The following is a 20,528-nucleotide window of genomic DNA, read 5'->3' as shown; positions in this document are numbered from 1 at the left end:
GGTGGCCACGACGCGACGGAGGCACGCGTGACGGACGAGCAGCGACCCGCAGCAGGCCCGGCACCGACACCTCGGCCGGGCTCCGGCTCCGACCGCTCGGCGGCGTCGGTCAAGCACCTCGCCGGGGCGTCGAGCGCGGCGCGCAAGGTCGCCGGGGCGCGTCGCAACCCGTCGGTGGTGGGGTACGACGAGACGGTCCCCGCCTGGCTGCGCACGACGGCCGGCTGGTCGTGGCGCCTGCTCATGATCGTCGCGGCCGTCGCGCTCGTCTTCTTCGCGACCGCGCAGGTGCAGCTCGTGTTCGTGGCGGTCTTCCTCGCGCTCGTCATCACGTCCGTGCTGCGACCGGTGACCGACTTCTACAGCAGGATCATGCCGCGCGGCCTGGCCACGGGGCTCGCGATCCTCACGGCCCTGCTCTTCTTCGCCGGCCTGCTGACGTACGTCATCACGTCGGTCGCGGGCCAGTGGCAGAGCCTCGCGGAGCAGTTCGACCAGGGCATCGAGCAGATCTTCGACTTCCTCGAGAACGGCCCGCTGCCGGTCACGATCACCGCGGACGACGTCAACGGCTGGATCGACAACGGGCGCCAGTGGCTCACGGAGCACGGCGGCGACATCGCGAGCCAGGCCGCGGCGAGCGCGGGCTCGGTCTTCGAGGCGTTCGCGGCGATCGCGCTCGCGATCTTCTGCACGGTGTTCTTCCTCGCCCGCGGCAAGGACATGTGGACGTGGTTCCTCAACCAGCTCCCGTCGCGCTCGCGCGACAGCTGGAAGATCGCGGGCGGCGCCGGCTGGTACACCTTCTCCGGCTACGCGCGCGGCACGGTGATCATCGCGCTCGTCGACGGCATCCTCGCGGGGATCTTCCTCGCGATCCTCGGCGTCCCGCTCGCGGCCCCGCTCGCCGTCCTCGTGTTCATCGGGGCGTTCATCCCGATCATCGGCGCCCCGCTCGCGATGATCATCGCCGCGATCGTCGCGCTCGCGGCCAAGGGCTTCCTCATCGCGCTGATCGTGACGATCGGCATCGCGCTCATCGGGCAGTTCGAGGGCCACGTGCTGCAGCCGCTCGTCATGGGCAAGCAGGTGTCGCTCCACCCGGTGGTGGTCGCGATCGCCGTGACGGCGGGCACGCTGCTGGCCGGGATCCTCGGCGCGGTCGTGTCGGTGCCGCTCGTCGCGGTCGCGTGGTCGGTGTTCTCGCACCTGCGGCACAAGGACCCACCGATGGAGGACGAGCTGCCGACGGCGAAGGAGATCGCCCTCGGGGACGTCGGCCCGGGCGTGACGCCGCCCCCGGAGGGCGCGACGAGCTGACCTCGCGCCGTCCTTGCCCGGGCGGCAGGGACCGGGATCACCGCGGGACGGCGGAGACCCCCGCGTCGAGCCGGACCGAGACGTGCACGGTGTCCCCGACGTCCTTGCCGGTCGCGGCTCGCACGGACCGCAGCACGGCGAGCAGGTGCGGGCCGCCGTAGGCGACGAGGGACGCGTGGTACGCCACGTCGTCGACCGCCGCGAGCACGGGGACCCGGCCGCGCGTCCCGAACAGGTCGAGGACGTCGACGGGGAGCGCGACGAACGCTCCCGACCGTGTCCCGGCGGCGACCACCACGGCGTCGAACTCCACCGGGCCGGGGTCCGTCCACGTGGGCATGGCGTCGACCGTAGCGGAGAGCGCGGACGCGGGGAACGGGCCGCCCGGGCGATTTCCGCGCGGCCCGGTCAGCCGGCCTCGGGCCCGGCCGACCGGCCGTCGGCTCGTGCGCGCCCGGCGCCGCGGCGGACGAGCGTCACCACGACCGCGGCCGCGGCGAGCAGCGCCGGTGCGACGAGCGACGCCCCCGCGAGGAGCAGCAGCACCGCCGTCAGGGCCGTCGCGACCGCGGCGAGCCACCAGCCGGGAGAGCGTCGGGGGAGCAGGCGCAGCGCCGCCACCATGCCCAGCGCGTAGACGGCCACCATGCTGCTCGTGTGGACCCGGACGAACGGCTCGAGGTCGAGCCCCGTGGCGACGAGCACCGCGAGGTAGCCCGTCGCGAGCGCGAGCGTGACGGCCAGCGCGCGGCGCGGGACCCCCGCACGGCCCGAGAGCGCGGCGAGCGGGCGCGGGAGGTCGCCGTCCCGGGCGAGCGCCTGCCCGAGGTTCGCGAACGCGGCGAGGTAGGCGGTGAGCACCCCGGACGTGACGACCGCGGCGACGACGCCCACGAGCACCGGGCCCGCGGCGGGCGCGCCCACGCGCGCGAGGTCGAGGAGCGCGACCGTCCCCGTCCCCGCGCCGGTCCCGAGCACTCCGACGGTCGTGACCTGGAGTGCGAGGTACGCGACGCCCACCACCACGAGCGCCACGCCCGTCGCGGCGGGGATCGTGCGCCGGGGGTCGCGGAAGTCGGCCGAGACGTGCGTACCGACCTCCCACCCGGCGAACGCCCACACGAACAGGCTCACGGCCGCGCCCACGCCGGACCACCCCTCGCTGAGGAACGGCGTGAAGCGCTCGGCGCTCGCCGCCGGCGCCGCCGCTGCGACGACCACGAAGACGGCCGCGAGCAGGAGCGTCGTCAGGCCGAGCTGGACGGCGCCGGCCACACGCACGCCGAGCGCGACGGCGAGCGCCGGCACGACGACCAGCGCGACCGCCACGACCGGGACGACGTCGCGGTCCGCCCCGACGACGGCGACGACGTACTCGGCCCCGAGCACCGCGACGACGGGGACGCCCGCGCACACGCCGAGGAAGAACCAGTACCCGGTGGCGCGGGCCGCCGTCGGGCCGAGCGCCGCGCGCACGGCGCTCGCGACCCCGCCCCGGTCCGGGTGCCGTGCGGCGAGCGCGGCGAACGTCCCCGCGAGCGGCACGCTCGCCACGAGGACGAGCGCGACGGCGAGCACGGACGCAGGCCCGGCGACGCGCGTCGCGAGGCCCGGCAGGGCGAGGACGCCGGTCCCGAGGACGCTCGCGACGTACAGCGCGCTGCCGCGCGCGAGGCCCAGCGTGCCCGCCGGGGTCGGGGCCGGGGCCGGGGCGGAGTCGAGCGGGCTGGTGAGCAGATCCCGTCCGGAGCGGGAGGGCGGGCCGCCCGTCGGGGCGGGGCGGGTCGTCGTGCGGGAGGTCGTCGGGTCCACCCGCCCACCCTGGCAACGACGGCGGGGCCGGACGAGTGGCAGTCAGGACACGCAGGCACAAGATCCTGCCACCCTGCGCACGACGGCCGCCTGCGGCCACACTGGACCATGAGGATCGGGATACCCACCGAGGTCAAGAACCACGAGGACCGCGTCGCGCTCACCCCCGCCGGCGCGCACCACCTCGTGCGGGCCGGGCACGACGTGCTCGTCCAGTCCGGGGCCGGGACCGGCTCCCACCTGCCCGACGCGGAGTTCGAGAGCGCGGGAGCGCGCATCGTGCCGACCGCCGAGGAGGTCTGGGGCGAGGCGGAGCTCGTCTGCAAGGTCAAGGAGCCGGTCGCGAGCGAGCACCGCTTCCTGCGCGACGACCTGCTGCTCTTCGCCTACCTCCACCTCGCCGCCGACGCGGCGTGCACGCGCGCCCTGCTCGACGCCGGCACCACCGCCGTCGCCTACGAGACCGCCCAGGCCCCGGACGGCACCCTCCCGCTCCTGGCGCCCATGAGCGAGGTCGCCGGACGCATGGCGACCCAGGTCGGCGCGTGGCTCCTCCAGCGCCCGGCAGGCGGCCGCGGCGTCCTGCTCGGCGGCGTGCCCGGGACGCGACCCGGCCGGGTCGTCGTGCTCGGGGGCGGCACCGCGGGGCGCCACGCCGCCGAGATCGCCGTGGGCATGCGCGCCGAGGTCACGGTGGTCGACCTCGCGCTGCCCGTGCTGCGCGCCGTCGACCGAGAGTTCTCCGGGCACGTGCGCACCGTGGTGTCGAGCGCGTACGCGATCGAGCGCGAGGTGCTGGAGGCCGACCTCGTCGTCGGCGCCGTGCTCGTCGCCGGGGCGCGCGCCCCGCGCCTCGTCACCGACGACCTCGTCGCGCGGATGCGGCCCGGCGCCGTGCTCGTGGACGTCGCCGTGGACCAGGGCGGGTGCTTCGAGGGGTCGCGGCCCACGACCCACGACGACCCGACCTTCGCCGTCCACGGCACCACGTTCTACTGCGTCGCGAACATGCCCGGCGCGGTCCCCGTGACGAGCACGCTCGCGCTGACCAGCGCGACGCTCCCGTACCTCGCGGCGCTCGCGGACGGCGGGGTCGACGCGCTGCGGGAGGTCCCACTCCTGCGGTCGGGGGCGTCCACCCACCGCGGCGCGCTGCTCAACGCGGCCGTGGCCGCCGCGCACGACCTGCCGTGGACGCCCGTGGAGGACGCCCTGCGCCGGTGACCCACGCGGGTCCGGGCACGGTCGAGAGCGGCCGTCGCTGCGATCACCCGGGCGGCGAGTCCGGGTGACGCCGCGCGGCACCGCGTGCCAGGCTCGGGCGGGTGCACCCCTTCGCCCTCGACGACGGCCGCGTCCACCTGTCCACCCCGACCCTCGACGACGTCGACGCGATCACGGCCGCGTGCCAGGACCCGGACGTCGCCGCGTGGACGGTGGTGCCGTCGCCGTACACGCGCGCGGACGCGGTGCAGTTCGTGCAGGAGTACGTCGGTCCCGGGTGGGAGCGCGGGGACGTCCTCACGTGGGGCGTGCGCGAGAGCGCGGGCCGCTCGGGCATCCCCGGCCCCGACGGCGTGAGCCCGCTCCTCGGCATGATCGGCCTCAGCCTCGACGACGCGCCCGAGGGCCGGCGGTCGGCCGAGATCGGCTACTGGACCGCCCCCGGCGCCCGGGGCCGCGGTCTCATGACGACCGCGGGCCGCCTCGTCGTCGACTGGGCGTTCGACCCCGAGGGGGCGGGTCTCGCGCGGCTCTTCTGGCAGGCGTACGTCGGCAACTGGCCCTCGCGCCGGACCGCGTGGCGCCTGGGCTTCCGGGTCGAGGGCACGGTGCGCGGCTTCGCGCTGCAGCGCGGCGAGCGACGCGACGCGTGGCTCGGCACGCTCCTGCCCGACGACCCGCGCGAGCCGGCGGAGCCGTGGCCGGCGGACGCGCCGTCGTCGGGCCGCGCGGCCTGACGCCGTACCGCACCGTGCTCCCGGGCGGCGGGGTGTCCGTTTCCGTCGTACCCGTACGCGGGGTCAAGATGGGCACCATGACCTCCGAGCCCACGACGCGCGCCGACGCGCCCGCGCCCACCACCGCGCCGGCCCTCCTCGACCTCGACCCCGCCAACCCGTTCGCGGCGCCGTCGGTGCTGCCGTACGAGCTGCCCGACTACGACGCGATCCGTGAGGAGCACTACCTCCCGGCGCTGCGGGCCGCGACGGCCGCGCAGCGCGCGGCGATCGAGGCGATCGCGACCGACGACGCGCCGCCCACCGCCGCGAGCGTGCTCGAGGCGCTCGAGCGGTCGGGCCGCGACCTCGCGCGCGTGCTCAACGCGTTCTACAACCAGCTCTCGGCCGACGCGACGCCGGGCCTGGAGCAGATCGAGGAGGAGTTCGCGCCCGAGCTCGCGGCGCACCACGACGCGATCTACATGGACGCGCGCCTCTACGCCCGCGCCCGCGCGCTCCAGGACGCGGTGGACGCCGGCGAGCAGACCCTCGAGCCCGACGCCGCGTGGCTGCTCCGCACGCTGCTCGTCCGGTTCCGCCGCTCGGGCGTGGAGCTCGACGCCGAGCAGCAGGAGCGCCTGCGTGCGCTCAACGGCCGCCTGACCACGCTCGAGGCCGCGTTCGGCCGCAAGCTGCTCGCGGGCGCGAACGCCGCGAGCGTGCTCGTCACCGACCGTGCGGAGCTCGACGGCCTGGCCGAGGACGCCGTCGCGGGCGCGGCGGCGGCCGCCGCCGCGCGCGGGCACGAGGGCGCGTGGCTGCTGGAGATGCAGCTCCCCACCCAGCAGGGCGTCCTCGCCTCGCTCGCGCGCCGCGACGTGCGCGAGCGCGTGCAGCAGGCGTCGGAGTCGCGCGGTGCGACCGGCGACGACCACGACACGCGCGAGATCGTGCTGGAGACCGTGCGCCTGCGCGCCGAGCGGGCGCGCCTGCTCGGCTACGAGCACCACGCCGCGTACGTCGCGGAGGACGCGACCGCCAAGACGACCGAGGCCGTGAACGCGATGCTCGCGCGGCTCGCTCCCGCCGCCGTCGCGAACGCGCGCCGCGAGGCGGCCGACCTCGAGACGGCGCTGCGGGCCGACGAGCCGGGCGCGACGCTGCGCGCGTCCGACTGGTCGTTCTACGCCGAGCGCGTGCGCAAGGACCGCTACGCGCTCGACGACGCGCTGCTGCGCCCGTACCTCGAGCTCGAGCGCGTCGTGCACGACGGCGTGTTCCTGGCCGCGAACCGCCTGTTCGGCATCTCCTTCGCCGAGCGCCGCGACCTCGTCGGGTACCACCCGGACGTGCGCATCTTCGAGGTGTTCGACGCCGAGACGCCGGGGGAGCCGGGCCAGGGCCTGGGGCTGTTCCTCGCCGACTGGTACACGCGCGAGTCCAAGCGCGGCGGCGCCTGGATGAACAACCTCGTCGACCAGAACCACCTGCTCGGGCAGAAGCCGGTCGTCGTCAACAACCTCAACATCGTCAAGCCGCCGGCAGGCCAGCCCACGCTGCTCGTGTGGGACGAGGTCATCACGCTCTTCCACGAGTTCGGGCACGCGCTGCACGGCCTGTTCTCCGACGTGCGCTACCCGTCGCAGTCCGGCACCGAGGTGCCGCGCGACTTCGTCGAGTACCCCTCGCAGGTCAACGAGATGTGGGCGTGGGAGCCGTCGGTCCTGCGCTCCTACGCGGTGCACCACGTCACGGGCGAGCCGATGCCCGCCGAGTGGGTCGACACGATGCTCGCCTCGCGCCAGTTCAACGAGGGCTTCGGCACGACCGAGTACCTCGCCGCGGCGCTGCTCGACCAGGCCTGGCACCAGGTCGGGCCCGACCGCGTCCCGGCGTCGGAGGCCGACGTCGTGCCGTTCGAGGCCGCCGCGCTCGAGGCCGCGGGCGTCGCGTTCGCGCCCGTCCCGCCGCGCTACCGCACGACGTACTACAACCACGTGTTCGGGGGCGGGTACGCGGCGGGGTACTACTCCTACATCTGGTCCGAGGTCCTCGACGCCGACACGGTCGAGTGGTACCGCGAGAACGGCGGCCTGTCGCGCGAGAACGGCGAGCGCTTCCGCCGCGTGCTGCTCGCGCGCGGCGGCTCGCAGGACCCGCTGCAGTCGTTCCGTGAGCTCCGCGGCCGCGACGCCGACATCGCGCCGCTCCTCGCGCGCCGCGGCCTCGACGCCTGACCCGGGACGCGGGAGAGAGCCCGGTACCGCGAGGTGGAGGCGTGGTCCTGACGCCGCCTCCACCTCGCGGACCTCGCGGCTACGTCGGCGAGGTGCCCGGGCGGACCAGGCCGGTCTCGTAGGCGACGACGACGAGACCCGCCCGGTCCCGCACGCCCAGCTTGGCGAGCACGCGGCCCACGTGCGTGCGGGCGGTCGCCGGGCTCATCGACAGCGCCGCACCGATCTCGTCGTTGGTCAGCCCCCGCCCGACGTGTGCGAGCACCTCGCGCTCGCGGTCCGTGAGACGGGCGGCGACCGCGGCGACGAGAGCGTCGTCTCGTCGCCCGGCGTCGACGGCCTGCGCGACGACCCGTGCCGTCACCGTGGGGGAGAGCAGAGCGTCGCCCGCGGCGGCCGTGCGCACGGCCGCGCGCAGCTCGTCCGGGCTCGCGTCCTTGAGCAGGAAGCCCGAGGCCCCGGCCCGCAGCGCGGCGAAGAGGTTCGCGTCGTCGTCGAACGTCGTGAGGACGACGACGCGCGGCCGGGTCGGGCGGTCGTCCGTGCCCGTCGCACCGCCCGGGAGCACCGGGTGGACGGTGGCTCCGGCGATCTGGCGCGTGGCCGCGATCCCGTCGAGCACGGGCATCTGGAGGTCCATGAGGACGACGTCGGGCCGGGTGCGGCGGACGATCGCGACGCCCTCCCGGCCGTCCGCGGCCTCGCTGACGACCTCGACGTCGTCCGCGCGCTCGAGGAGCGCGCGGATGCCCGTCCGCACGAGGGGCTGGTCGTCGACCAGCACGACACGGATCACGGGGCGCCCCCGCCCGGGAGCCGAGGGCTCGACGTGGCGCCCGTAGCGTGCGCCGGAGCGCCCGGTGCCACGGGGACGCGCGCGCGCAGACGGAAACCGCCGCCGTCGGGCGAGGAGGTCTCGACCGTGCCGCCCAGCACCGCGACGCGCTCGCGCAGGCCCCGGAGCCCGAACCCGCCGCGGACCGGAGCGCCCGCCGCCCCCCGCACGCCGTGGCCGTCGTCGCGCACCTCGGCGACGAGCACGTCGCCCGACGCGCCGGTGGAAGGCTCCAGCGCCACGCGCACGACCGCGACCCGCGCGCCCGCGTGGCGCAGCACGTTGGTGAGCCCTTCCTGGACGACGCGGTACACCGCCGCGCCCGCGGCCGTCCCGTCCACCGCCCCGTCGGGCAGGTCGACGTCGAGCGTCACGTCCAGACCCGCGGCGCGGGCCGTGTGCGCGAGGTCACCGAGCCGGTCGAGCCGCGCCTGCTCGGCGACGCCCTCGGACCCGGGCGTCGCGCGCAGCGCGCGGACCGTGGCCCGCAGGTCCGTGAGCGCGGCCGAGGTCGCGGTGCGGACGAGGCCGAGCTCCGCCCGTGCGGTGACGAGCGCGGCTCCGTGGCCGTCGTCGGGGCAGGCAGAGGCGAGATCGTCCAGCGCCTCGCCCGCGACGTGCGCGTGCAGGGACACGACGGCGAGGTGGTGCCCGACGACGTCGTGCAGGTCGCGCGCGACGTCCTCGCGGTCCCGCGCGAGGCGGTCCGCCGCCTCGAGCCGGAGCGTCTGCTCGCGCAACGCGTCGGCGTGCCGTCGCTGCTCGTCGCGCCCGCGCCGCGCGAAGGACCCGTGCCCGAGCGCGATCGCCGCGGCCATGAGCGCCACGGTGGTCGCGAGCTCGTAGCCGACCACGTACCGGACGTCGTCGCCCTCGGCGAGCCGGAAGGACGTCGAGACGACGACGAGCGCGGACGCGACCCCGACCGCCCACCCGAGGCGACCTGCGGCGGCGGCCGAGTAGAGCGCGACGGACACCGGCAGCGCCAGGCCGATCGCGGGCAGGTCGAGCGTGTAGTAGGCGCAGATGACGAGCGCCGTCGCGACGAGGACGCCGACCGGGAAACGGCGCCGGCCGAGCACGAGCGACCCGAGCAGCAGGGCGAGCGGGTACGCGGCCCACGGGTCCGCGCCCGTGCCGCCGACGTCGGCCGCGATGGCGAACGCGACGACGTCGAACACCGCGAACCCCAGCAGCGCGTCGACGAGCCACGAGGGCGGCGCCGACCGTGACGCGCGCGGCCGGGCCGGGTCGTCGTCGGTCCGCTCCCGCGGCGGTTCGAGGGGTGCCACGTCCACCGAGTCTAGGAAGGACCCTTCGTGGCCGCGTCCGCCGAGGGGCGGGGACGTCTCGGGGTCGGCTACGTCGAGACGCGTACGCCAGGGCCGCGCGACGGCGCACCAGGTCGGGCGCCAGGGCGGACGCGGCGGACCTGCCGCGCTCCGTAGCGTCGGGGACATGAACACGTCTCCTGGTCCCGCACCGGACCGCCGGCGCCCGCCCGTCCCGCCCGTCCCGCCCGACCCGGCTCCTCGTCCGACTCTCGGTGAGACCGTCCGCTCGTTGAGCTGGCCGCTCGTCCTCGGGCTCGGTGCGCTCGCGCTCGTGCGCCCGCTCCTCATGGTCCTCGGCGTCGACGGCGCGATCGGTCGTCCCGCCGCGCCGCTCCTGGTGACGCTCGTCCTCACCGTCGTGTGGGTCGCCGCGATCGTCGTCGCCCGCCCGGCGCACCCGCTCGCGACCGGCGTCGCGGTCGGTCTGGTCTACGGGATGCTGGCGATCGTCCTCAGCGCCGTGCTGTCGCCCGTGCTCACGGGGGAGCTCCAGGGCCCCGTCGCCCGTCCCGTGGCGATCGTCCCCGTGCTGCTGACCAACGCGCTCTGGGGCGCGTTCGCTGGTGCCGTGGCGCTCGGCGTCCTCGCGGTCCGGCGGCGCTGAGAGGCCGGGCCACGCGCTCCCGGTCCCTCGGACCCGTCGCCGACCGTCGCCCCCCACCCCACCCCACCGCACCGCACCGCACCGCACCACCCCGCCGACCGCCCCCCGGGAGAGACCGATGACGGCCACGAACACCCACCCGCGTCCCGCCGTCCCACCGGTGCCCGCCGGTCCGCCGGGCGGTCTCCCTCGTCGGCGCCGTGGTCCGCTCGCCCGTGCCCTGCTGGTGCTCGGGTTCCTCGCGGTCCTGCTCGTCGGGGCGGTCGTCGCCGTCCTCGGCGTCGCGTGGGCGCGCGCGGCGACCAGCACGGTCGGCGCCGTGGAGTTCACGCGTCCCCTCGCCGTCCCGCCGCTCGCGGAATCGCGCATGGAGGACGGCGTGCGCGTCTTCGCGCTGGAGGCGCGAGCGGGCGTCGCGGACCTCGGCGCGTCCGCGCCCACGCCGACGATCGGCCTGAACGGCGACCACCTCGGGCCGACGCTGCGAGCCGTGCGCGGGGAGCGGGTGCGCGTCGACGTGACGAACGGGCTCGACGAGACGACGACGCTGCACTGGCACGGGATGCACCTGCCGCCCGTGATGGACGGCGGCCCGCACCAGATGGTCGAGCCCGGCGAGACGTGGTCGCCCACGTGGACGGTCGACCAGCCCGCCGCGACGCTCTGGTACCACCCGCACCTGCACGGCCGGACGGCGGACCAGGTGTACCGCGGCCTCGCCGGGATGTTCCTCCTCGACGAACCTGCCGGAGCCGAGGGCCCGGCCGCCGACCTGCCCCACGAGTACGGCGTCGACGACGTCCCGGTGATCCTTCAGGACAAGCGCTTTGGTGCCGACGGCCGGCTCGACGACGCGGTGTCGTTCCTGTCGCCCGTCGGCACGCTCGGCGACACGATCCTCGTCAACGGCACCCCGGGCCCCTACCTCGACGTCACGACCGAGCGCGTCCGGCTCCGCCTGCTCAACGGCTCCGACTCGCGCGTCTACGACGTCGGCCTCGCCGACGGCGGGACGGTCCAGCTCGTCGGCACCGACGGCGGCCTGCTCCCGGCACCGCGGACCGTCGAGCGGGTGCGGCTCTCTCCGGGCGACCGCGCCGAGGTCGTCGTGACGATGACGCCCGGGCAGCGCGCCGTCCTGCGCAGCTTCCCGCCCGAGCTCGGCGTGAACCCGCTGTTCGAGCGGTTCTCGGGCGGCGACGACACCTTCGACCTGCTGGAGCTGCGCGCCGCCGTCGCACTCGCGCCGAGCCCGGCCGTCCCCGAGGCGCTCGGGGCCACCGACCCCGCAGACGTGCTCCACGAGCCCGACGCCGTCCGCACGCGCCGCTTCCAGCTCGCCGGGACCGCGATCAACGGGCGGTCGATGGACATGTCCCGCATCGACGAGGTCGTCACCGTCGGCGAGACCGAGATCTGGGAGGTCACCGGTCTCGACGACACCCCTCACAACTTCCACGTGCACGACGTCCGGTTCCGCGTCCTCGACGTCGCCGGCGAACCGCCGGGGCCGGACCTCGCCGGCTGGCAGGACACGGTCTACGTCCAGCCGGGCCGCGTGACGCGCCTCCTCGTGCGGTTCGACGCCGCCGAGGGCACGACCGACCCGACGACCCCCTTCATGTTCCACTGCCACCTGCTCACGCACGAGGACCGCGGCATGATGGGCCAGCTCGTCGTCGTCGCCCCGGGCGAGCAGGCGCCCTCGCGCATCGCCGCCCCCGGCGGTGGCGTCCACCCCGAGCACGACCGCGACGCGCTCCCCGGCGACGGCACGGGACCCCGCCGCCTCGACCCCGACCCGCACGGCGGTCACTGACCCACCTGGGTCGCGCAGGGGTCGCCGTCCGCCCCGGGGCGCGAGCCGTGACCGTGTGGCCGGCGGGCGACGGCGCGTCCGGGATGCGGGACGTCGGGCGGGGCGGTCCGCGCGCCCGACGGCGGCGGGTAGCGTGTCGCTCATGACCGCCCCGCACCCGGACTCCCTGGCCAGCGCCCCCGCGGCGACCGACGCGACCCCCGGCCCGGTGCCCCGCGCCGAGGACGAGGTCGTGCGGATCTGCCGCGAGCTGCTGCGCATCGACACGTCGAACTTCGGCGACGGGTCGGGCCCGGGGGAGCGGGCCGCCGCGGAGTACGTCATGGGGCTGCTGCACGAGGTCGGGCTCGAGCCGGAGCTGTTCGAGTCGGAGCCCGGCCGGGCGAGCGTCGTCGTGCGGCTCGAGGGCGCGGATCCCACGCGCCCGGCGCTCGTGCTCCACGGTCACCTCGACGTCGTCCCCGCGCAGGCGGACGACTGGTCGGTGGACCCGTTCGCGGGCGAGGAGATCGACGGCCTGCTGTGGGGGCGCGGCGCCGTCGACATGAAGGACATGGACGCGATGATCCTCGCGGTCGTGCGCCAGATGGTGCGCGAGGGCCGCAAGCCCGCGCGCGACGTCGTCGTCGCGTTCTTCGCGGACGAGGAGGCGGGCGGCGCCTACGGGGCGCGCTACGCCGTCGACCACCGGCCCGAGCTGTTCGAGGGCGCGACCGAGGCGATCAGCGAGGTCGGCGGGTTCTCGGTGGAGGTCGGGGGTCGGCGCGCCTACCTGCTCCAGACGGCGGAGAAGGGCATCGCCTGGCTGCGCCTCGTCGCGGAGGGTCGCGCCGGGCACGGGTCGCAGGTGAACGACGACAACGCGGTGACGCGGCTCGCCGAGGCGGTCGCGCGCATCGGGACGCACCACTGGCCGAACACGCTCACGCCGACGGTCGACAAGCTGCTGCGCGGCGTCGCGGACCTCACGGGCCTGCGCTACGACCCCGAGGACTCCCGGTCGATCGAGGCCCTCGTGGCCGCGCTGGGACCGGCGTCGCGGTTCGTCGGCGCCACGGTGCGGCACACGTCGAACCCGACGCAGCTCTCCGCGGGCTACAAGGCGAACGTCATCCCCGGACGTGCCGAGGCGGCGATCGACGCGCGCCTCCTGCCGGGCCACGAGGACGACGGCTTCGCGACGCTCCGCGCGCTCGCGGGCGAGCACGTGCGGGTCGAGGAGATCCACCGCGACATCGCGCTCGAGGTGCCGTTCGAGGGCGACCTCGTGGACGCGATGGTCGACTCGCTGCTCGCGGAGGACCCGGAGGCGACGGTGCTGCCGTACACGCTGTCCGGCGGCACGGACAACAAGTCGCTGGCCCGGCTCGGGATCACGGGCTACGGCTTCGCCCCGCTGCGCCTGCCCGCGGACCTCGACTTCGCCGGCATGTTCCACGGCGTCGACGAGCGCGTGCCCGTGGACTCGCTGCGGTTCGGCGTGCGCGTCCTGGACCGGCTGCTGCGCACCTGCTGACCGGCGGGCGTCGCGCGGTCAGGTCTCGCCGAGCAGCGCCCGGACGGAGGAGCGCAGCTGCGCGCGGTAGCCGCCGCCGAACAGCACGGCGTGCACCGCGACCGGGTACACCTGGTGCAGGGCGACGCGGTGGCGCCACCCGCGCGCGAGCGGGTGCGCGGCGTCGTACCCGGCGAGGACCTCGTCGAGGAACGGCGTGCCGAACAGCGCGAGCATCGCGAGGTCGGCCTCGCGGTGCCCGCCGTGCGCGGCCGGGTCGATGAGCACCGCCTCGACGGCGCCGGACGTGCCGTGGTCGGGCCCACCCCCGGGACCGGGACGGCGGGGTGCCCACAGCACGTTGCCCGACCACAGGTCACCGTGCACGCGCGCGGGCGCGTCGTCGAGCGCGGGGCGGGCGAGGTCGGGCAGGCGCTCGGCGAGGCGCTCGAGCAGCCGCGCGTCCTCGGCGTCGAGCACGCCCCGGTCGCGGCCCTGCCGCGCGACCGGGAGGAGGCGCGCCTCGGCGTAGAACGTCGGCCAGTCCGGCCACGCACCCGTGGGCAGCGGCAGCGGGTCGTCGAGCGGGCCGAAGAACGCCTCGCCCGACCACCCGGGTGGGGCCGCGCCCCAGGTCGGCGCCCCGGCGTCGTGCACGACGGCGAGCGCCCGCCCGAACGACCGGGCCGCCTCGCGGGTCGGCGCCGTCGTCGGGACGCGCTCCAGGTCCAGGTGGTCGGGGCCGACGTCGAGCACCCGGGCGACGCGGGGGCCGCCGGGGACGTCGAGCCACGCCAGCCCGGCGGCCTCGCACCGGAAGAACCCCGCCGGGGCCTCGGCGCGCGACTTCGTGAAGACGTCCCGCGCCTCCTCGTTCTCGCCGCTCACCCGGCTGTGCCCACCGGATCGTGCTCACGGGATCCCGTGCTCACAGGGTGGAGCTGACCCGGATGATCTTGCGCCGCAGCCAGACGCGGCGCTCGCCCCCGACGTACAGCCGCGTGCGGGCCAGCTCCCAGCGCCCGTACTCCGCCTCGTCGGTGAGGAGCCTGCTCGCGTCCGACCGGCTCGTGGAGCGGTCGATCGTCAGGACGCGGTACTCGTACTGCCCGCCGTGCGCGGCCCATCCGGACCTCCGGCGTGACGTCGGCCTCTCCTCCACGTGCCACCGTCCTCTCTCGCCTGACTCGGTCGCGGGCCGGGTCGTGGGACCGACCCGGCCAACGAGTGCCATTGTGCCCCTCTCGGCGCTACGGTCAGGGTATGACCGCTGACCCGCGTGCCGCGCTCGACCGGTTCATCGCCGCGCTCGAAGCCCACTACAACGCCGTCGCCGCACGTCGCGGGGAGGACGACCCCGCGGTCGACGACGCCTACTACGTCCTCGGGGACGCCTTCGAGGTGTACGACGAGGCGCTGGGGCAGGTGCACGGGGAGGCGACGCCGTTCTACCTCGCGGAGGAGGACGACGACGAGGACGACGAGGACGACGACGCGGAGGAGGACGAGGACGCGCTCGACGACGACCTCGACGACACGCTCGAGGACGACGTCCTGTCCGGCGAGCTCGAGACCGACGGCGCGCGCTGAGCGGCCCTAGACCTTCGAGAGCCGGGCGGGGTCACCACCGCTCGGGGTAGCCGACGTCGAGCGCGCTCACGTCGTCGAGCGCCGCACGCACCGCGTCGGGCAGCACGAGGTCGGTCGCGGCGAGCGACGTGCGCAGCTGCGCCGGGGTGCGCGCACCGACCACCGCGCTCGCGACGGCGGGGCGCCCCAGGAGCCAGGACAGCGCGACGTCGAGCGGCGCTCGGCCCAGGCCCTCCGCGGCGGTGACGACGGCCTCGACGATCCCCGACGACGCCTGGTCGAGGTAGGGCTCGACGAACCCGGCGAGGTGCGGCGACGCGCCGCGCGAGTCGGCGGGGAGCGAGCGCCGGTACTTGCCGGTGAGGACGCCGCGCCCGAGCGGCGACCACGCGAGCAGGCCGAGGCCGAGCGACTCGGCGGCCGGGACGACCTCGCGCTCGGCGCCGCGCTGGAGCAGCGAGTACTCGAGCTGGACGGCGGCGAGGCCGACGTCGTCGGTCCCGCCGAGCAGGGTCGCGGCACGCGCGGTCGCCCACGCCGGGTGGTTCGACAGCCCGACGTAGCGCGCGCGCCCGGACGTCACCGCGTGGCGCAGCGCGGACAGCGTCTCGGTGAACGGCGTGCGCGGGTCGGGGGCGTGCACGAGGAACAGGTCGACGTGGTCGGTGCCCAGGCGCGCGAGCGAGTCGTCGAGCGAGTCGAGGAGCGCGCCGCGGGACGCGTCGACGACCGGGCCGGAGGGCGTGTGGCGCACCCCCGCCTTGGTGCACAGCAGGACGTCGCGCCGGTCGACCTTCGCGCCGAGGAGCGACCCGAGGAGCGACTCGGCGTCGCCGTCGGCGTAGGAGGCGGCCGTGTCGACGAGGGTGCCGCCGGCGTCGACGAAGTCCCGCAGCTGCTCGGCCGCGTCGAGCTCGTCCGTGTCCCGGGCCCACGTCATGGTGCCGAGCCCGAGCTCGGACACGCGCAGGCCGGTGCTGCCGAGGTGGCGGTTCTCCATGGTTGCCGAGGGTACCGGCGGGGGACTGCGGGCGACCGTCGGGGCGCGCGGTCGGGGACCGGGTCGGCCCAGGTTCACCCGCTCGGCGGCGGGGCGTCACGCGCGCGCCCCGCCGCGCGCCCGAGCGGGTATCGTGACCGCTCGTGAACGCGTGGGAAGCCGTCCTCCTCGGCCTCGTCCAGGGCCTGACCGAGTTCCTCCCGATCTCGTCGAGCGCCCACCTGCGCATCGTCGGCGAGCTGATCGGGTCGCAGGACCCGGGCGCCGCCTTCACGGCGATCACGCAGATCGGGACCGAGACGGCGGTGCTGCTCTACTTCCGTCGGGACATCGCGCGCATCTGCGCCGCCTGGTGGCGATCCGTGCGCGGCGACCACGGCACGGACTGGCGGGCGCGGCTCGGCCGGCACGACCACGACGCGGCGATGGCCTGGTACATCGCGCTCGGCTCCGTGCCCATCGTGCTGCTCGGCCTGCTGTTCCAGGACGCGATCGAGAACACGTTCCGCAACCTCTACCTCACGGCCCTCATGCTCGCCGTGTTCGCGCTGCTGCTCGGCTGGGCCGACCGGGTCGGCGCCAAGCGCCGCACGCTGCGCGAGCTCTCGGCCGGGCAGGCGGTCGCGTTCGGGTTCGCCCAGGCGCTCGCGCTCGTCCCGGGCGTCTCGCGCTCGGGCGGCACGATCACCGCGGGCCTGCTCATGGGCTTCACGCGCGAGGCGGCGGCACGCTACTCGTTCCTCCTCGCGATCCCCGCCGTCATGGGCTCGGGCTTCTACCAGCTCTTCAAGTCCGCGGACGAGCCGGCGCCCGGGGCCCCCGGCGCCGGGGCGACCCTCATCGCGACGCTCGTCGCGTTCGTCGTCGGGTACTTCGTCATCATCGCGTTCCTCAAGATCGTCTCGACCTTCAGCTACACGCCGTTCGTGGTCTACCGTCTCGCGCTCGCGGCGCTCGTCGTGCTGCTCCTGCTCGTCGGCGTGCTGGAGCCGGGCGGGACGACCGTCTCGACCCCGTGAGCCGCGCCGGCAGACGACCTGGCCGTCGCGGCGGCGCGCCCCGTGCCGCCGACCGGTTCAGAGCCAGCCGGCGCGCTTGAAGACGCGGTAGAGCACGACGCAGCCGCCCGCCATGAGGGCGAGCGCGAAGGGGTAGCCGAACGCCCAGTGCAGCTCCGGCATGGTGCGGAAGTTCATCCCGTACACGCCCGCGACGATCGTCGGGTACACGAGGATCGCCGCCCACGCCGAGATCTTGCGCATGTCCTCGTTCTGACGCACCGAGACCTGGGTCATGTGGACCTGGAGCATGTCCGAGAGCAGGTCGTCGTGCGCGTCGAGGTGCCGGTCGATCCGCTCCACCGTCGTCACGACGCGCTCGAGGATGCGCCGGTTCACCCCGAGGTGGTCGGGGACGTCGGGGTCGAGGAGCTCGGGCAGCTCCGCCGTGACGGGCATGAGGGCGCGCCTTGCCTCGGTGATCTCGCGCTTGAGGTCGTAGATGCGCTCGACCGGGTCCTCGCGCTGCTGGTCGAACACCACGCGCTCGGTGTCGGCGACGGCGTCGCCCAGGCCCAGCTCGACGTCCGAGGCGCCGCCGACGATCGCCAGCACGGCGGCCGAGACGATCCGCTGGACGGGCGAGCCGTGGGGGTCGCCGGGCGCGCCGAGCTTGTCGAGCATGAGCGCGTGCACGTCCGCGTCGCCCTCCTCGGCCGTGAGGACGAGCCCCGGACCGAGGAGCGCGGCGAACTGGCCCGTGTGCACCTGGCGGTCCGCCTCGGTGAACCACGCCGTCGGCGTCACCAGGAGGAGCCAGTCCGCCGCGACGCGGTGCACGTGAGCCAGGGGGTGACCGTCGCGCCGCGCGAGGCCCCGCCACGTCGGGCCGGACCCGGACGCGACCTGCGCGGCGGCGTCGAGCACCGCGTCGAGGTCCTCCAGGCGCGCCCACGTCACCGTGGCACGGGCCGCGCGCCGGTCGTCCTGGCCGCCCGCGGCGGTGTCGTCGCCCGGGCGGGCGTCCGTCGTGGGGGAGCCGGGGGCCGGGGCGCCGGCCGCCGCCAGGGCGGCAGGGTCGGCCGGGTGCACGCCGTCCGCCCCGGGCGCGACCGTCCACGCCGCGACGGCGCGCACGGTCGGTCGTCGGGACGCCGGTGCGGGTGCGCCGTCGGGCGGCGCGCTCGTCCGCGGCTCGGTGGGGTTCGTCACGTCCGCATTGTCCCGCGCCTCGCACGGACCTGCCCGGTCGCCGTCCGGCACGGCCTCGCGCGCGGCCCGCGTGCCGGACGGCGGTCCGACGCCCGCGCCCCGACGGCTAAGGTTGACGCGTGCACAGCTGGCCCGCCCCGCAGATCCCCGAGCTCCCCGGACGAGGCCTCCCGGTCCGGGTGCACGACTCGTCGACCCGTGAGCTCGTCGTCGCCGCCGCGGGCGAGGACGCCACCCTGTACGTGTGCGGCATCACGCCCTACGACGCGACGCACATCGGTCACGCCGCGACCTACGTCGCGTTCGACCTGCTCGTGCGCGCGTGGACGGACGCGGGGCACCGCGTGCGGTACGCGTCGAACGTCACCGACGTCGACGACCCCCTGCTGGAGCGCGCCGCCGCGACCGGCGTCGACTGGCGCGCGCTCGCCGTCGAGCAGACCGCGCTGTTCGCCGAGGACATGACGGCGCTCGGCGTCGTCCCGCCCGACGTCTACGAGGGCGCGGTGGAGACGATCCCCGCCGTCGTCGACGCGGTGACCCAGCTCCTCGACGCGGGCCTCGCGTACCGCGTCCCGGTCGAGCCCGGTGCGGGCGGTACCGACCCCGGCCTGGGCGACGTGTACGCCGACCTCTCGGCCGACCGCGCGTTCGGGTCGGTCTCGCGCCTCGCGCGCGACGTCATGGAGCACCTCTTCGCCGAGCGCGGCGGCGACCCCGACCGCGAGGGCAAGAAGGACGTGCTCGACCCGCTGCTGTGGCGCCGCGAGCGGCCGGGCGAGCCCGCGTGGGACGGCGGCGCGCTCGGCACCGGCCGGCCCGGCTGGCACGTGGAGTGCGCGGTCATCTCGCGCGACGGGCTCGGCCTGCCGTTCGACGTGCAGGGCGGGGGAGCGGACCTGCTGTTCCCGCACCACGAGATGTCGTCGTCGCACGACCGCATGCTCACCGGCGGCGGTGCGCCCCGCGCGCACGTGCACGCCGGCCTCGTCGCGTACGAGGGCGAGAAGATGAGCAAGTCGCGCGGCAACCTCGTGCTCGTGTCGAACCTGCGGGCCACGGGCGTCGACCCGATGGCGATCCGTCTCGCGCTGCTCGCCCACCACTACCGCGGTGAGTGGGAGTGGACCGACGACGACCTGCCCGCGGGCGCGCGACGTCTCGAGACGTGGCGCGACGCCGTGTCCGGCAACGGCGGCCCGGACGCGACCGCGACGCTCGCGGCCGTGCGCGCGGCGCTCGCCGACGACCTCGACGCCCCGACGGCGCTCGCCGCGGTGGACGCCTGGGCCGCGGAGTCGCTGCGCCCCGGACGTGACACGTCGCGCGACGAGGAGGGCGCCCCGGGCGTCGTCGCACGCGCGGTGAACGCGCTGCTGGGCGTCCGGCTCTGACGAGCCGCCCCGCGCGCTGACGCACCCGCCCCGCGGGCGGCGCGTGCGTCAGACCGTCGGGCCCTTGCCCGGGTTGCCCCGGTCGCGGCGGCGCAGGTAGCGCTCGAACTCGCGCGCGATGGCCTCGCCGCTCGCCTCGGGCAGCTCCGCCGTGTCCTTCGCCTCCTCGAGCTGCTGGACGTACTCCGCGATCTCCGCGTCCTCCGCCGCGAGCTCGTCGACGCCGTGCTGCCACGCCTCGGCGTCCTCCGGCAGGTCGCCCAGCGGGATCGGCTCGGACAGCAGCTCCTCGATGCGCGCGAGGATCGCGAGCGTCGCCTTGGGCGACGGCGGGTGCGCCACGTAGTGCGGCACGGCCGCCCAGAGCGACACCGACTGCATCCCTCGCTCCGCCGCGGCGTGCTGGAGCACGCCGACGATGCCCGTCGGGCCCTCGTACGTGCTCGGCTCGACGTCGAGCACGGCCTGCAGGCCCACGCTCTCCGACGTCGCCGTCATGGGGATCGGCCGCGTGTGCGGCACGTCGGCGAGCAGCGCCCCGAGGGTGACGACCGTGCGCACGCCGTGCTCCTCCGCGATGTCGAGCAGCTCGCGGCAGTACCGGCGCCAGCGCATGGACGGCTCGATGCCGTGCACGAGCACCACGCGCCGACCCGTCGGCGAGAGGACCGCCGACGCGATCGTCGTCGTGGGCCACGTGATCTCGCGGCGCCCGTCGTCGTCCGTCGTGACGACCGGGCGGTTCACCTGGAAGTCGTGGTACTCCTCCGGGTCCAGCTCGTCGACGTCCTCGGCGCCCCACACCTCGTGCAGGTGCTGCAGGGCGGCCGTGGCGGCGCTCCCGGCGTCGTTCCAGCCCTCGAACGCCGCGATCATCACGGTCTGGCGGGTGCCCTCGGTCGCGTTCTCGGTCATCACCCCAGCCTATGCGGCCG

General features: G+C 75.8%; 19 protein-coding genes. 10 read left to right on the top strand and 9 right to left on the bottom strand.

The window, feature by feature from the left end; genetic code table 11:
* The first annotated feature begins 27 nt into the window (after positions 1-27).
* Complete coding sequence (locus tag ACZ4MO_RS16850; protein WP_021482491.1) at positions 28-1,320, top strand: AI-2E family transporter; 1,293 nt, start codon at positions 28-30, stop codon at positions 1,318-1,320.
* A gap of 37 nt (positions 1,321-1,357) precedes the next feature.
* Here the strand turns inward: ACZ4MO_RS16850 and ACZ4MO_RS16845 are convergent, their stop codons facing one another.
* Together ACZ4MO_RS16845 and ACZ4MO_RS16840 are read right to left on the bottom strand one after the other, a co-directional pair.
* Entirely contained in the window at positions 1,358-1,660 is a 303-nt protein-coding gene (locus ACZ4MO_RS16845; RefSeq protein ID WP_081896040.1) for a DUF1905 domain-containing protein, read from the bottom strand.
* Between the two features lie 68 nt (positions 1,661-1,728).
* Complete coding sequence (locus tag ACZ4MO_RS16840; protein WP_175009791.1) at positions 1,729-3,132, bottom strand: amino acid permease; 1,404 nt, start codon at positions 3,130-3,132, stop codon at positions 1,729-1,731.
* A gap of 108 nt (positions 3,133-3,240) precedes the next feature.
* On the opposite strand from ACZ4MO_RS16840, the gene ald reads away from it, so the two are divergent.
* From ald to ACZ4MO_RS16825, 3 genes are all read left to right on the top strand, one after another.
* Positions 3,241-4,356, top strand: coding sequence for an alanine dehydrogenase (gene ald, locus ACZ4MO_RS16835; protein ID WP_175009790.1), 1,116 nt, complete (start codon positions 3,241-3,243; stop codon positions 4,354-4,356).
* Between the two features lie 101 nt (positions 4,357-4,457).
* Positions 4,458-5,093, top strand: a complete 636-nt coding sequence (locus ACZ4MO_RS16830; RefSeq protein WP_175009789.1) for a GNAT family N-acetyltransferase — start codon at positions 4,458-4,460, stop codon at positions 5,091-5,093.
* 77 nt (positions 5,094-5,170) lie between these two features.
* A complete protein-coding gene (locus ACZ4MO_RS16825; protein ID WP_209829819.1) occupies positions 5,171-7,312 on the top strand; it encodes a M3 family metallopeptidase in 2,142 nt (713 codons plus the stop codon).
* Between the two features lie 79 nt (positions 7,313-7,391).
* On the opposite strand, the gene ACZ4MO_RS16820 is transcribed toward ACZ4MO_RS16825, so the two are convergent.
* Both ACZ4MO_RS16820 and ACZ4MO_RS16815 read right to left on the bottom strand, forming a co-directional pair.
* Positions 7,392-8,108 carry a response regulator gene (locus ACZ4MO_RS16820; protein ID WP_175009787.1) on the bottom strand — a complete coding sequence of 239 codons (717 nt, stop codon included), beginning with the start codon at positions 8,106-8,108 and terminating at the stop codon, positions 7,392-7,394.
* The gene (locus ACZ4MO_RS16815) at positions 8,105-9,439 is read right to left on the bottom strand and encodes a sensor histidine kinase (protein WP_209829820.1); all 1,335 of its coding nucleotides are present in this window, start codon (positions 9,437-9,439) and stop codon (positions 8,105-8,107) included. The genes ACZ4MO_RS16820 and ACZ4MO_RS16815 overlap by 4 nt, the downstream gene beginning before the upstream one ends.
* 271 nt (positions 9,440-9,710) lie before the next feature.
* On the opposite strand from ACZ4MO_RS16815, the gene ACZ4MO_RS16810 reads away from it, so the two are divergent.
* The 3 genes from ACZ4MO_RS16810 to ACZ4MO_RS16800 all read left to right on the top strand — a co-directional run bounded on the left by ACZ4MO_RS16810 (position 9,711) and on the right by ACZ4MO_RS16800 (position 13,420).
* On the top strand, positions 9,711-10,085 hold the full coding sequence (locus ACZ4MO_RS16810; protein ID WP_175009785.1) for a hypothetical protein: 375 nt from the start codon (positions 9,711-9,713) through the stop codon (positions 10,083-10,085).
* A gap of 118 nt (positions 10,086-10,203) precedes the next feature.
* Positions 10,204-11,904, top strand: coding sequence for a multicopper oxidase domain-containing protein (locus ACZ4MO_RS16805; protein ID WP_175009784.1), 1,701 nt, complete (start codon positions 10,204-10,206; stop codon positions 11,902-11,904).
* 142 nt (positions 11,905-12,046) lie between these two features.
* Positions 12,047-13,420, top strand: a complete 1,374-nt coding sequence (locus tag ACZ4MO_RS16800) for a M20/M25/M40 family metallo-hydrolase (RefSeq protein ID WP_175009783.1) — start codon at positions 12,047-12,049, stop codon at positions 13,418-13,420.
* A gap of 18 nt (positions 13,421-13,438) precedes the next feature.
* On the opposite strand, the gene ACZ4MO_RS16795 is transcribed toward ACZ4MO_RS16800, so the two are convergent.
* Entirely contained in the window at positions 13,439-14,287 is an 849-nt protein-coding gene (locus tag ACZ4MO_RS16795; protein ID WP_175009782.1) for a fructosamine kinase family protein, read from the bottom strand.
* Positions 14,288-14,327: 40 nt separating this feature from the next.
* Entirely contained in the window at positions 14,328-14,561 is a 234-nt protein-coding gene (locus ACZ4MO_RS16790; RefSeq protein ID WP_009861400.1) for a DUF5703 family protein, read from the bottom strand.
* A gap of 101 nt (positions 14,562-14,662) precedes the next feature.
* Here ACZ4MO_RS16790 and ACZ4MO_RS16785 point away from each other — a divergent pair, with 101 nt between their 5' ends.
* On the top strand, positions 14,663-14,989 hold the full coding sequence (locus tag ACZ4MO_RS16785; protein ID WP_175009781.1) for a primosomal protein: 327 nt from the start codon (positions 14,663-14,665) through the stop codon (positions 14,987-14,989).
* Positions 14,990-15,020: 31 nt separating this feature from the next.
* Here the strand turns inward: ACZ4MO_RS16785 and ACZ4MO_RS16780 are convergent, their stop codons facing one another.
* Positions 15,021-15,989, bottom strand: coding sequence for an aldo/keto reductase (locus ACZ4MO_RS16780; RefSeq protein ID WP_175009780.1), 969 nt, complete (start codon positions 15,987-15,989; stop codon positions 15,021-15,023).
* A gap of 143 nt (positions 15,990-16,132) precedes the next feature.
* Here ACZ4MO_RS16780 and ACZ4MO_RS16775 point away from each other — a divergent pair, with 143 nt between their 5' ends.
* Positions 16,133-17,008 carry an undecaprenyl-diphosphate phosphatase gene (locus tag ACZ4MO_RS16775; protein ID WP_175009779.1) on the top strand — a complete coding sequence of 292 codons (876 nt, stop codon included), beginning with the start codon at positions 16,133-16,135 and terminating at the stop codon, positions 17,006-17,008.
* A gap of 57 nt (positions 17,009-17,065) precedes the next feature.
* Here ACZ4MO_RS16775 and ACZ4MO_RS16770 read toward each other — a convergent pair whose 3' ends face one another.
* Positions 17,066-18,199: a CorA family divalent cation transporter gene (locus tag ACZ4MO_RS16770; protein ID WP_175009778.1), complete on the bottom strand. Its 1,134-nt coding sequence runs from the start codon at positions 18,197-18,199 to the stop codon at positions 17,066-17,068.
* A gap of 119 nt (positions 18,200-18,318) precedes the next feature.
* On the opposite strand from ACZ4MO_RS16770, the gene mshC reads away from it, so the two are divergent.
* Entirely contained in the window at positions 18,319-19,593 is a 1,275-nt protein-coding gene (gene mshC, locus ACZ4MO_RS16765) for a cysteine--1-D-myo-inosityl 2-amino-2-deoxy-alpha-D-glucopyranoside ligase (protein ID WP_175009777.1), read from the top strand.
* Between the two features lie 48 nt (positions 19,594-19,641).
* Here mshC and ACZ4MO_RS16760 read toward each other — a convergent pair whose 3' ends face one another.
* Positions 19,642-20,508 (bottom strand): PAC2 family protein, encoded by an 867-nt coding sequence (locus ACZ4MO_RS16760; RefSeq protein WP_175009776.1) that lies wholly within the window; start codon positions 20,506-20,508, stop codon positions 19,642-19,644.
* Positions 20,509-20,528 lie beyond the last annotated feature (20 nt).

The sequence above is a fragment of the Sphaerisporangium cinnabarinum genome (genome assembly GCF_055567015.1).
The sequence above is the reverse complement of the archived record's forward strand: the minus strand, read 5'-3'. Positions and strand labels throughout refer to the sequence as shown.

Coding starts and splice junctions, on each gene's coding strand:
- ACZ4MO_RS16805 (WP_175009784.1), top strand. CDS start 10,204: ATGACGGCCACGAACACCCACCCGCGTCCCGCCGTCCCACCGGTGCCC.
- ald (WP_175009790.1), top strand. CDS start 3,241: ATGAGGATCGGGATACCCACCGAGGTCAAGAACCACGAGGACCGCGTC.
- ACZ4MO_RS16800 (WP_175009783.1), top strand. CDS start 12,047: ATGACCGCCCCGCACCCGGACTCCCTGGCCAGCGCCCCCGCGGCGACC.
- ACZ4MO_RS16785 (WP_175009781.1), top strand. CDS start 14,663: ATGACCGCTGACCCGCGTGCCGCGCTCGACCGGTTCATCGCCGCGCTC.
- ACZ4MO_RS16780 (WP_175009780.1), bottom strand. CDS start 15,989: ATGGAGAACCGCCACCTCGGCAGCACCGGCCTGCGCGTGTCCGAGCTC.
- ACZ4MO_RS16845 (WP_081896040.1), bottom strand. CDS start 1,660: ATGCCCACGTGGACGGACCCCGGCCCGGTGGAGTTCGACGCCGTGGTG.
- ACZ4MO_RS16760 (WP_175009776.1), bottom strand. CDS start 20,508: ATGACCGAGAACGCGACCGAGGGCACCCGCCAGACCGTGATGATCGCG.
- ACZ4MO_RS16825 (WP_209829819.1), top strand. CDS start 5,171: ATGACCTCCGAGCCCACGACGCGCGCCGACGCGCCCGCGCCCACCACC.